Below are 14,374 nucleotides of genomic sequence, written 5' to 3' on the forward strand. Positions count from 1 at the left end.
CTGCCTGAAGTAAATTCTACACTTTTCATTTAGATTTGTTAATTAAAGATTAAAATAGGTCATTTCCACTTTAAACGATTGGGAAATTATCACTTCACAGCCTCCTTATCGATAAGAAAATGAACAAAATGCAAACATTACGTCCTCAGCCCTGACAACCACCTCACTTTTTTCTGGCAAAATACTTTGCTTTAATATAGGACTAAAAGAAATATAGCGATTTTTTGAACTTAAACAGTTTGCTTTAGCCATACCTTTTAATTCTGTAAAAAAAACAGATGGCAAACTACCGCCATCTGTTTCAAGCTTATATATTCGCTATTTAACCCAAGAACAAAACACGTCACTTAAACGAGAATACTAGCTTTCTCTTTATTCTTTTCAGCTAAATTTTCTGTAAAAAACGTATTTAATTCAGTAACTAGTGATTGGAATATTTCATGATCGTGGTACATAAAGTCATTATGTTTGCCATCAATCAGATAAAACTGTTTTGGTTCTATTGCTGCTTTATATAATCCATAGGCTTCATCAATCGGATGCAGCAAATTATTTTTACCGTGACCGATAAAGATTGGGCAAGCAATATCTTTCACTACTTTTTCAGCATTCATCGAAATGATTGAATCAGTAAATTGTAATGTTGTTTGCTTTCCAAAAGGAGAAAGCGGTACCAATTCTTTTTGTACGTAATCCTTCGTTGCTGGATCAAGCGGATAATGAATAAATGGATCTGCATAAACAGATTCTCCTGTTGTAACGCGTTTCTTGCGATCCTCTTCAACCACTTTCAAAATTTCTTGCCATTCAACATAGGAGTGTATCGACTTTAACCATCTTTCACCATCATAAAATCCGTTAAGTGCTGCAACTGCCTTGATACGGCTATCTTTTGCAGATACGCGTACAACATTGGAGCCACCCATCCCCCAGCCAATAAGCCCAATTCTTTCTTGATCTACTTCTTCTTGCATAGAAAGAAAGGTAACCGCATTTTGAATGTCCTCCACTTGCTCATCTAAAATAACATGCCCTTGTTGTCCCTCACTATTAGCAAATCCTCGATAATCAAATCCAAGACAAATAAATCCTGCCTCCGTTAAATTCCGTGCAAACAATTTTGGATAAAATTCATTGAAACCTTGGTATCCGGAATTAGGAATAATGGCTGGACGTTTCTCCCCCTCTTGATAGTCTTTTGGAAAGTATAAGGTGCCCTCCAATTTGCATCCTTCACTATAAAAGCTCACTTGACGTTCAATCATCATGATTCCCCCTAGTTATAAAATGTTGTTTCAAAATTTAAAATGCAACTATCGTGCCAAGATAAAATAATTCATCTTAAAAAGGTGAAAACTCCCTATAGTTAAAGGCAGAACAATGTCTATGTAAGCATATTATCCGGAAAGAAAATTATGGAATCTCGTTCAAAAACTGTAGTTGTAAAAAAATTTTACTATCTGTAAAATTTTTATAACAAAAAAATTTAAAATTAGGTTGATCTGATTATGATCCAATTACTAGTGGGTAAAAGAAGGAGTATTTCGAATCTATTAGAATTACTAACTAAACAATTAGCCTAGCGTATTTTAGAATATTACATTAGCGAAAGCATGAAAATAAGACATAGAAATATCTTAAAAGGGGACAAATTTGTGAAAAAAATAACCATAAAACTCGTAACTATTTTAGTGATTATCTCTATGATTAGTATACTAGGCGCCTGTGGTTCATATACGCAGGATACTCAAAGGACAGAAACTGAAAGTAAAGGAAAGATAACAGTTGGCGGAAAAGACTTTACTGAGCAACAAGTTTTATTAAAAATAACTGCTGTCTACCTGAAAGAAAAAGGATATGAGGTAGAAGAAGCATCAGGTATGAGTAGCGCAGTTGCACGTTCAGCACTTGAGAAGGGACAGATTGATATATATTGGGAGTATACAGGGACTGGATTATTACTGCACTTAAAGGAGCCTATTGAAATTAATCCTGATAAGGCATACCAAAAGGTTAAAGAAATAGACAAAGAAAACAAGCTGATATGGTTAAATAAAGCAGAGTTTAACAATACCTATGCAATTTTAATGAGGAAAGATCAAGCTGAGGAACTCGGCATTAAAACTATTTCCAATCTTGCCAGCTATGTAAACAAAAATGATAATTCATTAAAGTTTGCAACAAACGCTGAATTTTACGCACGGGAAGATGGCATGAAAGGTCTTCAAAAAAAATATAATTTTCGATTTCTAAGCAAAAAAGTCACTAAGATAGATTCAAAATTGTTATATAACTCTCTTAAAGAGGGACAGACGGATGTTTCCATCGGATTTGCAACGGATGGCCGAATTAAAGGATTTAATTTAGTCGCGCTAGAGGATGACAAATCTTTCTTCCCTGCATATAACGCCGTACCGGTAATTCGAGAGGAGACAGTAAATAAACATAAAGAGTTGGAGGATTTGTTGAACGAGCTTGCCGACAACTTAGACACTGAAACAATGAAAGACTTGAACCATAAAGTAGACATAGAACATAAAAACATAATAGAAGTTGTAAGAGAGTGGCTTGTGTCTAAAAAGCTAATTTAAACAGATGATTGAACCGAAGTGACAAAGAGTAAATGAAACATGAAAATTTATCTTATATTAATTGGGCAGCAAAGCCGGCCATGTTTCAGTTTATAGAAGGCTGGTATAACCGAAACAGAATTCATAGCAGCATCGGCTATCAGACATCTCAAGCCATAGAGGATCAGATTAGAAGAACCGCTTAAGACTTAACTTTTCTGTGTCCAAATTATTTACTCAAACCCATTAATGATGCTTATAGAAAAGTGGACTTATGCAAACATACACTTTTGATTACGTATACCTTTGTATAAGTACACTTTTGCTGACTAATCCTTCATTCTTCTTCCTGGCCATACATCGCTCTCCAAGTAGAATTATTTTCACTCTTGTACTGCCAAAAAGATCTCATATAATCATTTTTCTTCTATGACACCCTGTCTTCTTCTACTAAATATCTTGCTTACGCACACTTCTACACAAATAAAAGTGTACCTATACAAATATACACTTTTGCTTACATATTCCTTTGTATAAGTATACTTATGCTGATTAATCCTTCATTCTTCTTCCTGGCCGAACATCGCTCATCAAGTAGAATTGTTTTCACTGCCGTATTGCCAAACAGGCTTCTGTATAATTATTTTTCTCCTATGGCACCCTGCTCTCTTTTATCAGATCTCTTGATTATACGCGCTTTTATATAAACAAAAGTGTACCTGTGCAATGGTGTACTTTCGTTTGCGTATACCTTTGTGTAAGTATACCCACAATAACTATGTCTTCATTCTTCTTCTTGGTCGTACATCTCTTGCCAAGTAGAATTGTTTTCACTGCCGTGTTGCCAAACAGGCTCCTGTATAATTATTTTTCTCCTGTGGCACCCTGCTCTCTTTTACTAGATCTCTTGATTATACGTGCTTCTATATAAACAAAAGTGTAACTATACAATGGTGTACTTTTGTTTGTGTATACCTTTATATAAGTATACTTATGCTTACTAATCCTTCATTCTTCTTCTTGGTCGTACATCTCTTAACAAGTAGAATTGTTTTCACTGCCGTGTCGCCAAACAGGCTCCTGTATAATTATTTTTCTCCTATGGCACCCTGCTCTCTTTTATCAGATCTCTTGATTATACGTGCTTCTATATAAACAAAAGTGTACCTATACAAATGTGTACTTTTGTTTATATATACCTTTGTATAAGTATACCTATAATAACCAAGTCTTCATTCTTCTTCTTTGCCGTACATCTCTTACCAAGTAGAATTATTTTCACTGCCGTGCTGCCAAACAGGTTAGATACCTATATAATCATTTTTCTCCTATGGTACCCGCCCTCTTTTATTAGATATTTTGCGTAGGTACACTTTTGTCTACATACACTTCTGCCGATTAAGCCTTTATTCGTCTTCCTCCTTGAATACTGCTTACCCAGTAGAATTGTTTTCACCATTATGGAGCTAAACAAATTTCTGTATAATCGTTTTCTGTTCGCCTTTGACACCTTGTTCTTTCCTACTAGATATCTTACTTATATATACGTTTTATAAATAAAGGTGTACATAAACAAAGGTATACTTTTGTTTATGTACACCTTTGTAAAAGAACACTTATGCTGACTAAGCCTTTATTCGTCTTCCTGGTCGAGCATCGCTCACTAAGTAGGACTGTTCTCATTGCTGTACATCTAAACAGGTTCCTGCATACTCGTTTTTTGCTCGACTGTGACACCCTGCTCTTTTCTATTAGGTACTTCACTTATATACTTCTACCTATACAAAAGTATACCTGCACTAGTATACACTTGTGTTTAAGTATACTTTTGTATAGGTACACCTATGACGACTAAGCTTTTATTCGTCTTCTTACTCGAATCTCGCTCACAAAGTAAAATTGTTTTCACCACCATTCAGCCAAACAGGTTCCTACATAATCGACTGTTTTACGGCTCATCTATCGCAGCCTCCCTTCTCTCTTCTTCATATATCTTACTTATGTATAATTCCATATAAACAAAAGTGTACCTATCCAAAGGTATACTTTTGTTTAAGTACACTTTTGATCAGGTACACTTCTGATTACTAAGATTTTATTTATCTTCCTGCACAAATTCACTCATAAAATAAAACTGTTTTTGCTGCCGCTCAGTCAAACGGTTTTCTACATAATTATCCACCAGCTCATTCAAGATAGCGTATGTTTTCGTCTCATCCATAAACTTCCCAAGCATATTGATCTGCGTGTGAAGCAAGGAAGGAACTTTAATTGTTTTAGTCGAGTTATTCTTACCAACGACCGCTTTACGTTTTTTTGGTTCTTTAGGGGGTTCAGCTGATACAGGCACCCTGCCCTGATTTTTTTTCTGTGGCACAATCGTCTCTTCTTTTATAGATTGAATACCAGTTGTTTTTATTTCCGGCTTCTTCGCTGCTTCCTCCACTTTTGGTTCTTCTTTTTTAATTAGTGTTTCCTTATTTTTTACCGGATCAGTTGTCGCTGGCTTGTTAGCATTATATTTAAAAGGATCTTTGTCGTTAAACTTAACGGGCTGCGCTCTCAAATTATCCCTTTTTGGGACTTTCAGTAACTGCCCTTTTATGTTTTTCTCACTCACCGACTGTTACACCGCCTTCAATCTTCTCTATTTTTCCGAGCATTTCTTGAACCACATCAATGAAAACTTGATGCGCGCGATTGTCATGGTGATCATTATATGTAATTCCGGTGATATCCCAGGCTTTTAGACGTTCTAAATGCTTCACGTAATTTTCAAATACGTTATCGTCACCAAACATTTCTTTCGCTCTTTCTACAGTCGCATGGTCTACCCGCCCTCCTGGACGCAATAAAACCGGGAGCACTCCTGCTACTTGGATATAAGCCTCATATTCATCTATCATAAATTGAAGATAAGAAATATAAGTTTCAGCACCTTCAAGTGAAAGCTCCTGTGCTTGAAGAATAATTAAGACATAGTCAGCAGCCATCATGGCATTATCAGAGTAATCACTGATCGTAGGTGGTACATCTATTAAAATGTAATCATAGTTATCTTTTAACGGCTCCAATAATCGGCTTAAATAGGAAACCTGGTCAAGATCTTCTGAAAACTTACTATATAAAAACTTTGGAAGGTTCTTAAATGAAACAGTGGCTGGAATAAGATCCAGGTTGTCATTTACATGCATAACAGAAGGAGCTAAATCTCCATTCTCAAATCCTTCAAAAATAGAAGACTTGATTTCTGAAATTCCTGCTGATCTGGCAATAAGGGTTGTCGCATTCGCCTGCGGGTCCATATCAATCAAAAGAACTTTTTTATTCATCGCTTTCGATAATTCCCACGAAGCCATAACAGCCACTTTTGTTTTTCCAACCCCGCCTTTAAAGTTACCTACTACTATCGTTTTTGCTGTCATCTTATCTTCTCCTCCCAACGAGTGCTATTTGCAAAAGTATACATTAACAAATTTCTACTTACTCATATCTTAACATAAGTGGAAATTTGCGAGAAGCACCTTTTAAAAATAATGTCCAAATTTGGTATTATTACGGCCGAATAATTTGTAACACAAATGTAATATTTCGCTCTTTTCGAGCTCTCTTCCTCGCACAAGTAGAAATTTCTACTTTTCTACCCGCGCAGAAATTGTCGACTTTCTCACACAAGTAGAAATTTCTACTTTTCTACCCGCGCAAGAATCGCCTTCTTTCTCGCACAAGTAGAAATTTCCACTTTTCTACTCATGCGGAAATCGCCTCCTTTCTCGCATAAGTAGAAATTTCCACTTTTCTACTCATGCGGAAATCGCCTCCTTTCTCGCATAAGTAGAAATTTCTACTTTTCTACTCATGCGGAAATCGTCTTCTTTCCCACATAAGTAGAAATTTCTACTTTTCTACCCATGTAGAAGTCGTCTTCTTTCTCGCATAAGTAGAAATTTCTACTTATGTTTCTTTTATAAAGCTGTTAAACCCTTTTATATTGGTACCTCTAAAATATCTTTTTATCTACCAAACTCACATAAGTAGAAATTTCTACTTTTCTACCTGTGCAGAAACCACCTGCTTCCTTACATAGGTAGAAATTTCTACTTTTCCACCCGCACAGAAATCGCCTGCTTTCTCGCACGGGTAGAAATTTCTACTTTTCTACCTGCCTAGGAATCGCTTACTTTATTGCACAGGTAGAAATTTCTACTTTTCTACCTGCCTAGGAATCGTCTACTTTCTCGCATAAGTAGAAATTTCTACTTTTCTACTCGCGCAAAAATAGCTGACTTTCTCGCACAAGTAGAAATTTCTACCTATGCTATTTCAATAGGGCTGAAACCGCATTCCGAAGGGATTTACAAGGGATAATAGGTGGTGTAATGTAGGGGCAATAAAAGCAGTGCCTGAAAAATTCATATCAAAAACTAATTTATTCAACATAAAAAGGCAAAAGCGTGTTGGGGAGTGTTCGCAGCAGTCCATCAACCGTTCATCGTGAATAGGCCACGATAAACACCTGCTTTCACTTGAAAACTTTATGTTTTCATTATAATGGGAAGGGCTGTGCCTTCTCCATGGTGAAGCAACCCATTTATAGATCCTTTGCGGAAACTTAAGGGCGTGTTTATCGTACAGCGAGCGATAAATGCGCCTTTTATTTTTTCTGAAGGGAGACGAGCAGACATGGGAAAAAATAGAAAGTTATCGATCCAGGAGTTTCACTTTCTATACAGCTATGAACCTTATACGCAAACCCGCAGCCAGCAGCAAAAGCAGAAGCTGGAACTTTTAACAAAAGTGATCGCTTCCTATGGAGACACTTACTATAACCTAAAAGACAAAACCCGCCAGGTCATTGAAATGATTTGCTGGTTTTCTGCAGAAAAAGGATACTGCTTTGCAAAAGAGGACTACTTTTCAGATAGGTTTGGACTTGCTCAAAGAACGATCAGAAACATTTTCAAACAGCTTCGTGATGCCGGAGTCATTATTACCGTACACCGCCAGTCTACAACTCAGAACGGCCTGGGAGCCGCCATACATATTTTCGTTGACCATCCGTACTTTCATATCTGGAATAACGCATTTGAACTTGTTAAATGCCAAGCTGAATGCCAAGCTGAATGCCAAGCTGAAAATCCTAAAATCCCTTGCGAGAGTAAGGACGGAGAGCCAAAAAAAGTTTCTACCAAGAATTTATCAATTTCTAAAAATCTTTTAAAGATCTTACGTAAAAAAGACCGTCTGGATGAAACGTATATTCCAGAAAATGTCCCTCAGGAATTCGTTGCTGCCGTAAAACCATTCTTCGGTACAGCTGAAGAGGTTTACCACTTATGGGGACGTGTATTGATCAGCTACAAACAGTACAGCCTCAAGAATCCAGTAGAGTTTTATAAGGAGAAAGCGGTTGAAAGCTTTAAACAAGCCGTTTTCGCTTATAAGAACCGCTTAATCAAAAAAGACTTCTTTGGCTACTTTTACGGTATTTTGAAAAACAAGTTTGGCCAGCAAAAAGCCAAAGAAACGTTTGAGAATCACCCTGTTCTTTATAACTGGCTTGAGGAAGATACCGAACAGGATGAAAACATATCTCCAACGAGAAAAAGTGGCAGCTGGCGTGATGAAATTCAGCGATTGATACAAAGGGATGAACAGGCACTTTCTATGCAAGGAGAAGCTTATTTGCCATATTAATGTGAAAAAACACAAGATATCGTGCCATCTTCTTATCGCACATTCTGGTATTATAATAGGATTTTTCAGAACATATCGATTGACCGCCCTAGTGAGGGTAGCCAAGCATAGACGATTATCATGCTTTGCACACAGATGGCTTTCTGATTCTTCTTGTTTATCATTAGAAGCTGTCAATATTCCAGGCAGTCATGTTGCAGACTTGGTCGTCATTAAAAAGACTGCTCGTTATTGCGTTGATAGTGCCAGTGGCTGGTATAAGCTTGCTTGGTAAGGTACTCCTCTAATAAATGTTATTTGGTTTTTTATTGTCGTTCTGGCTGCCACAATAGGTAGCAAAACAGTAAAATACAGCTCCGGATGGACATCAGAAAGGTATAGGAATTAAATCGGCTCTAAGGAACAAGGTCTCTCTAATTATTGCAAGTGCCGATTTGTTCAGCAAGCTGGAATATAAACCAGTCTAATAATGATCCAACTGCAGTCACATGGCTTAGAGAACTTGAGTACTTGACCGTTTTTATATTTTTCTTAATAAGCCGTCGTTTGCTGGCCGACAGAAGCCTAAAAAATGTTTGTGTCAGACGATACACCAAGTATGATGTCCATGTTAGCAATACTCCAACTTGTGTTATTAGGTTTGTGTCAGGTAGTGTATTCAGTGCTACTAGGCTGTCAGCGGTGTTCACAGTCTTTTTCAGCAATATTGTAAAAAATATGTACCGAGAGAACATGTAGGTGCAGCATTACTTGAGTCGGGTTGCCTTCTTCCTCTAAAGAAAAGCCAGTGTAGTGAAACAATCTGCGTTAAGTGACCCTAAAATGAGACTGCACTTCATGGCTCATGGGGTACAGTACCAATATAGCTGGGGCAGCTATTATCTACTTTCGCTTTCTTTTAAATTTGGTTATGTTAAATAATATGTTTGATTTTTGAACAAAATTAAAGGAACTTCCTTGTTTAGAAGTTCCCTTGTTTCTTCTATATAAAGCTCCTTTATCGGAAGAAAGATTTAAGTCCATTCATTTCTATGCTCGGAAATGAATTTAATATCATGTTGGTAATGATCAAGATGGCCTTCATCTATCATTTTTTGGAAAGCAGGGTCACCTTCACTGGCTCTTCTTGTAATTGTTTTGCATAATCCGTCTAGTCGCAGCAGCACCATTTCTATATAATTTTCTGCAAATCCTTCACCGTAAGAATCTAAAAACAATTTAATTCTGTTTTTAATACGGTAAGCATCTTGAAATGAATCATAATAAACTTTTTCCCTTGTTTCGGTAAGATAAAATCTGCTTAATGGAACACACGTGTAAAGAGCATAAGCTATGTCCCAAAGTCGTGGACCAGGTGCAGCTACATCAAAATCAATAATGCCTACTGGCCTCTTATTACGAAAAACAATGTTGTATATTGCAAAGTCATTATGGCATAATACCTCCGCTGGCTGTGGGGTATTATCTAATGGTTGCCAGCTATCCTCAAATGAAAAGTCGCTTACAGAGTCATGATAGAGGCGGAGCATTTTCGCAAGTTCTTGTAAGACATCATCTGACCACATATATTTTTTTAAAGGATAATGACCAGCTTCTCCTTCGATGAAGGATAGAATTTCTCTTCCTTTTTCATCGATACCAAGGTATTTAGGGGCATAATTGTATCCTTTGTTATCAAGATGTTTTAACAGTAAATGAATTCTTTTGCTGTTTGGCTTTAATTCCCGTCTAACCGTATTACCTGATCTATATACTTTTGAGACGTTACCGCCAGCTAACAATTTTTCATTTGAAGAATTAGACATACATGCACCTCCTTTTCTTGTTCTGGAACCCTGCTCTTTTATTAAACTATGCAGTTTACCAAAAGGAAATTGAGCGCTCTATAAGATAAGGATGAGTTTCACTTTTTAATAATGATGCCTGAGCGCCTTCTTTTGCTAAGCGACGAAGAAACTCTAGAACCTAGTCAATATCTTCTTCATCTTTGAGTGAAATAACTTTAGCAATAGTTGTGTTTGATTATAATAGCATCTACAGTATAACTGGTTAAAAATTTATAATATATATGACCTTTGAATACTGTGCCCTTTATAAAATAGAAAATAGAAAAAGCTGATTAAAAAAAATTATTAAACCTACAACCTACAGGTATATTAACTTTAAATAGAAGTTGATTCTTCAATGTTTTAAAGGCTGTCGTTTAACTTTTCAAGATCTTTTTGAAGCTTTTGCTTAATTTTTTCTTCTTGTTTTTTTGCATCATGTAATCGCTCCAGTGTCTCTGCATATGGCTTTAATCCGTTACGTATCAATCCATTTAAAAAGCGTGTCTTCCAGCCTCGCTCAGAGACACTAGCCAATAAATCCATTGCTTCTTTAAGCTCTTTATCGATATAAACGGTATGGCTAACATGTGTGTCATTTACCCGTTTTTTCTTTTTTATTTCTGCCTCTTCCTCGCTTAGGCTTTTTATGAATGCTTCAAAAGATGTTATCTCTTCAGGTTCATCTTTATCCTCATTCATTTTTTGAACAAACGCATTAGCGCCTGTTTTTCCTTTGATTTTATTAAAGATGTCTTGCTGTTTATTGGACACGTTCCTTCAGCTCCTCCACAAAATTTATGTATTCGCCAATCCCTTTTTTTAGTTCACTGTTTTTCTCAAAACCATATACCGCCAGCCGCTTTGTTGCCGCTCTTCTCTGGATGACAGTATCGAAACGGTACCCTTCGAATTCAGAATCCACCAACTGGATCATGGCTTTGGTATCAACTGTCCGTGAATCTACAATAGAAAATAAGATGCCGGCTACTTTTAAGTTCGGGTTTCCGTTTTCAAGTGCCGCTGCACAAATTTCTAAAAATTTGTAAATAGCCGCGTAACAAAATTTAGATCCGTCGTTCATGATGACAGCATAGTCACTAGCGGAAATGGCATTGATGGTATGTTCAGATAATGCCGGAGGAGTGTCGATAATAATGTAATCATACTGGTCTATTACTGGAGCAAGTGTATTCGCCAGGATAAGGTTTTTATTCTCATCTGTTGCTTTTGTGTAAACATAGCGTGGAAGGAGCGCTAGGTAGTCATTAGAAGGCACGATATGTAAGTTTTCTGTTACAGGTACAATATATTTCGTGATATTTTGTTCTTTAATTGCTTCAAGGATCGTCTTTTCCTCAAATACGTCACAGATCTCATCTACACCTGTCAGGAACTGTGTGAGGTTTCCCTGGCCATCCATGTCTACTGCTAAGACTTTTGCTTCCTGACTGAGCAGATGAGCAGTGATGCCTGCTGATGTGGTCTTTGAGCAGCCTCCCTTGCTGATGCCAAATGTAATAATTTTTGCTTTCTTTTGAGCCATCTAATTCACTCCTTATCGATAGTGGTGATAATAATGATGAATATTACTTATAATTATAAAGAGCTTTACTATAACAAACAACCATTTGTTTAAACCTGTAGGTTACAGGTTTAAACAAATGTTAGTCTTTACGAAAAGAAGTTTATTAATATTTGTGTGAACCACTCTACCTGAATTAAAGATTTTGACGGGGTATCCCTTATCCCGAACACAGTGCAGCATTAGCTGGCTAAACTTCCTTCGAAAGCTCGAGTGTATGACGGAGACTAATAAACGAAGACAAGGCCTGGAATATCCTTTTTAATATTTCAGGGACTTTCGCCTGAAGAGACAACTATTTCGTTTCCAGAATGGATTTTTAGGAAGTCCGAATGTAATAACAGGCTCCGATGTTATAGAAAGCAGATAAATCCACATAACAGACATTTGCGCGTTGAAAACAAAGCAGGGTCTAGCTAAGGAGTTAGATAAGATTTTCTTCATTAAGATGAGCGGTAGAAAAGGAAAACTAAATAGAATGTTCGCATTTCTAAATCAGGTACCCCCTATTTCAGGAGTTGCCAAAGAGCTTGAGGATATTGGGTATGAACATAAGAAAACAAAACAAAACAACACAACAAATTACAAGGTATTAATTCATTGCCCTGCGTTTAACTGGTTAACAAAAGAAAATTAGATATTTAAAACTACAATTTTTTAAACCTACAACCTACAGGTATTGAAAGTAGTGTAGATTTATAATTTATCGCATTACAGGCCATTTATATTTGTTGCTTAGTAAGTGAAACGTATATCCCCTTTCTGGAATACAGTCTTTGTTAAATAATGAAGGTGTATCGAGACGATGCTGAATTACCGCTTTAAAATTTTTTCAAATGAGGAACCAAAAAGCACCCTTCACTCATGGCTCAACCTTTGCGACCAGCAGTACAATTCTGCTCTTCTCGATAAAAAAAGAGCCTATCAAAATTGATTTCCTTGTTAAACTAATGAAGGTTGCTGAGGCACCTTCTTTTCTTATTGAACAAACGGAGCAGATTAATCGAATAACAAATGATAAATAAATACATATGCATCCTTAGCATTAGCCTTAGTATAAGAAATTACAGGCAAACAGATAATAAATGAAAAGGAGGCTAAACATAATGCCACAAGAGGATAACAATATACATGGAAAAAAACCAAGCGTACTAAAAGATGATATGGATAGAGAACCAATAGGTGATCGTTTAAATAGCGATAACGCATTCAGCGACAAAGGCTTAAATAATGCACGTTTAACTCGCGAAGCTGTGAAGAAAGGAAAACAATAAAATCCAGATACAGCCAGTTTTTATTTAGCTGGCTTTTTTGTCCCTTGTACCCCTGCCAGATGGCGGCTTTTTTTGTTAAACTAACCGGGGGCTTAGGGTGAACCTCTCCACCTAAATCAAACATTTTAATGGAGCATCCCCTATCTTGAAAACGGTATAACATTAGCTGGTCAAGCTCCCTTCGGAAGCCTGGGGGCATGACGCAGACTAATGAACGAAGTGAAGGTCTGAGATGTCCTTTTTGCCAGCTTAGGAACTTTTACCTGAGGAGAGAACTGTTTCGTTCCCGAGATGGGTTTCATACTGATATTCTACTGAAGAAAGCGTTTCGGCCAGGATAAGGTTTTATTCTCACCTGTTGCTTTTGTGTAAACATAAGAAGGCACGATATGTAAGTTTTCTGTTACAGGTACAATATATTTCGTTCTTTAATCGTTTCAAGGATCGTCTTTTCCTCAAATACGTCATAAATCTCATCTACACCTGTCAGGAAGTGTGTGAGGTCTCCCTGGCCATCTATTCTATATCCACTGCTAAGACTTTTGCATCCTGGCTGAGCAGATGAGCGGTAATGCCTGCTGAGGTGGTCTTTGAGCAGCCCCCCTTGCTGATGCCAAATGTAATAATTTTTGCTTTCTTTTGATCCATCTAACTCACTCCTTATTGATAGTAGGGATGATTATTATTCATGATTATAAAGAGATTCATTGCAGCAAATAACTATTTATTTAAACCTGTAGGTTACAGGTGTTTTAATTAAATGTTAGACCTTATGAAAAGAAGTTTAGTAATGTCTCTGTGAATCACTCCACCTAAATCAAAGATTTTGATGGAGTATTCCCTATCTGGAATACAGTACGGCATTAGCCAGCTAAACTTCCTTCGAAAGTTCGAGTTCATTATATAAAATAATGAACTCTGACGAGAATTGGGATATCCTTTTAGCAGCTCAGGGACTTTCGCCTGAAGAGACAACTATTTCGTTTCCGGAATGGACTTTTGAGAAGTCCGAATGAAATAACAATCCCCGATGTTGTAGGAAGCACATAAAGCCGTATAACAGACATTACCCGTTGAAAATAAAGCAGGGTCTAGCTAAGGAGTTAAATAAGATGTCCTCCATTAAGATGAGCGGTAGGAATAGAAGGTTCGTATTTCTAAATCAGGTATCCCCTATTTCAGAAGTTGCAAAAGAGCTTGAGAATATTGCGCATGAATATAAAAAAACAAAACAACAAATTACATATTATTAATCCTTATCCTGGGTTTAATTGGTTAACAAAAGAAAATTAGATATTTAAAACTATAATTTTTTAAACCTACAACCTACAGGTATAATAAATATAAAAAAATCTATAATTTAAAGTTGCTTTTTACCTTATTAATGTTAAAACAAATAAATTCAACTGTAAATATATACAC

The 14,374-nt window shown here is 36.6% G+C and carries 10 protein-coding genes; 3 read left to right on the plus strand and 7 right to left on the minus strand.

Annotation, left to right across the window (positions count from 1 at the left end):
- Positions 1 to 347: 347 nt before the first annotated feature.
- Positions 348 to 1,265, minus strand: coding sequence for an alpha/beta hydrolase (locus L2D08_RS20460; RefSeq protein ID WP_242236695.1), 918 nt, complete (start codon positions 1,263 to 1,265; stop codon positions 348 to 350).
- Between the two features lie 390 nt (positions 1,266 to 1,655).
- Between L2D08_RS20460 and L2D08_RS20465 the strand changes: the two genes are divergently transcribed.
- Positions 1,656 to 2,591 (plus strand): glycine betaine ABC transporter substrate-binding protein, encoded by a 936-nt coding sequence (locus tag L2D08_RS20465; protein WP_242236698.1) that lies wholly within the window; start codon positions 1,656 to 1,658, stop codon positions 2,589 to 2,591.
- 2,074 nt (positions 2,592 to 4,665) lie between these two features.
- Here L2D08_RS20465 and L2D08_RS20470 read toward each other — a convergent pair.
- The gene (locus tag L2D08_RS20470; protein WP_242236701.1) at positions 4,666 to 5,190 is read right to left on the minus strand and encodes a hypothetical protein; all 525 of its coding nucleotides are present in this window, start codon (positions 5,188 to 5,190) and stop codon (positions 4,666 to 4,668) included.
- Complete coding sequence (locus L2D08_RS20475; RefSeq protein ID WP_242236703.1) at positions 5,183 to 5,995, minus strand: AAA family ATPase; 813 nt, start codon at positions 5,993 to 5,995, stop codon at positions 5,183 to 5,185. The genes L2D08_RS20470 and L2D08_RS20475 overlap by 8 nt, the downstream gene beginning before the upstream one ends.
- Before the next feature lie 1,258 nt (positions 5,996 to 7,253).
- On the opposite strand from L2D08_RS20475, the gene L2D08_RS20480 reads away from it, so the two are divergent.
- Positions 7,254 to 8,267, plus strand: a complete 1,014-nt coding sequence (locus tag L2D08_RS20480) for a helix-turn-helix domain-containing protein (protein WP_242236705.1) — start codon at positions 7,254 to 7,256, stop codon at positions 8,265 to 8,267.
- Positions 8,268 to 9,280: 1,013 nt separating this feature from the next.
- Here the strand turns inward: L2D08_RS20480 and L2D08_RS20485 are convergent.
- From L2D08_RS20485 to L2D08_RS20495, 3 genes are all read right to left on the minus strand, one after another.
- Complete coding sequence (locus tag L2D08_RS20485; protein ID WP_242236707.1) at positions 9,281 to 10,072, minus strand: phosphotransferase; 792 nt, start codon at positions 10,070 to 10,072, stop codon at positions 9,281 to 9,283.
- 384 nt (positions 10,073 to 10,456) lie between these two features.
- Entirely contained in the window at positions 10,457 to 10,867 is a 411-nt protein-coding gene (locus tag L2D08_RS20490; RefSeq protein ID WP_242236709.1) for a hypothetical protein, read from the minus strand.
- Positions 10,857 to 11,639, minus strand: coding sequence for a ParA family protein (locus L2D08_RS20495; protein ID WP_242236711.1), 783 nt, complete (start codon positions 11,637 to 11,639; stop codon positions 10,857 to 10,859). The genes L2D08_RS20490 and L2D08_RS20495 overlap by 11 nt, the downstream gene beginning before the upstream one ends.
- 1,145 nt (positions 11,640 to 12,784) lie before the next feature.
- Here L2D08_RS20495 and L2D08_RS20500 point away from each other — a divergent pair.
- The gene (locus L2D08_RS20500; protein WP_242236713.1) at positions 12,785 to 12,952 is read left to right on the plus strand and encodes a hypothetical protein; all 168 of its coding nucleotides are present in this window, start codon (positions 12,785 to 12,787) and stop codon (positions 12,950 to 12,952) included.
- Between the two features lie 516 nt (positions 12,953 to 13,468).
- On the opposite strand, the gene L2D08_RS24135 is transcribed toward L2D08_RS20500, so the two are convergent.
- Positions 13,469 to 13,600, minus strand: a complete 132-nt coding sequence (locus L2D08_RS24135) for a P-loop NTPase family protein (protein ID WP_255822064.1) — start codon at positions 13,598 to 13,600, stop codon at positions 13,469 to 13,471.
- Positions 13,601 to 14,374 lie beyond the last annotated feature (774 nt).

It is taken from the genome of Domibacillus sp. PGB-M46, from assembly GCF_022668875.1.
Lineage (GTDB): Bacteria > Bacillota > Bacilli > Bacillales > Domibacillaceae > Domibacillus.

Coding starts and splice junctions, on each gene's coding strand:
- L2D08_RS20460 (WP_242236695.1), bottom strand. CDS start 1,265: ATGATTGAACGTCAAGTGAGCTTTTATAGTGAAGGATGCAAATTGGAG.
- L2D08_RS20475 (WP_242236703.1), bottom strand. CDS start 5,995: ATGACAGCAAAAACGATAGTAGTAGGTAACTTTAAAGGCGGGGTTGGA.
- L2D08_RS20480 (WP_242236705.1), top strand. CDS start 7,254: ATGGGAAAAAATAGAAAGTTATCGATCCAGGAGTTTCACTTTCTATAC.
- L2D08_RS20485 (WP_242236707.1), bottom strand. CDS start 10,072: ATGTCTAATTCTTCAAATGAAAAATTGTTAGCTGGCGGTAACGTCTCA.
- L2D08_RS20495 (WP_242236711.1), bottom strand. CDS start 11,639: ATGGCTCAAAAGAAAGCAAAAATTATTACATTTGGCATCAGCAAGGGA.
- L2D08_RS20500 (WP_242236713.1), top strand. CDS start 12,785: ATGCCACAAGAGGATAACAATATACATGGAAAAAAACCAAGCGTACTA.
- L2D08_RS24135 (WP_255822064.1), bottom strand. CDS start 13,600: ATGGATCAAAAGAAAGCAAAAATTATTACATTTGGCATCAGCAAGGGG.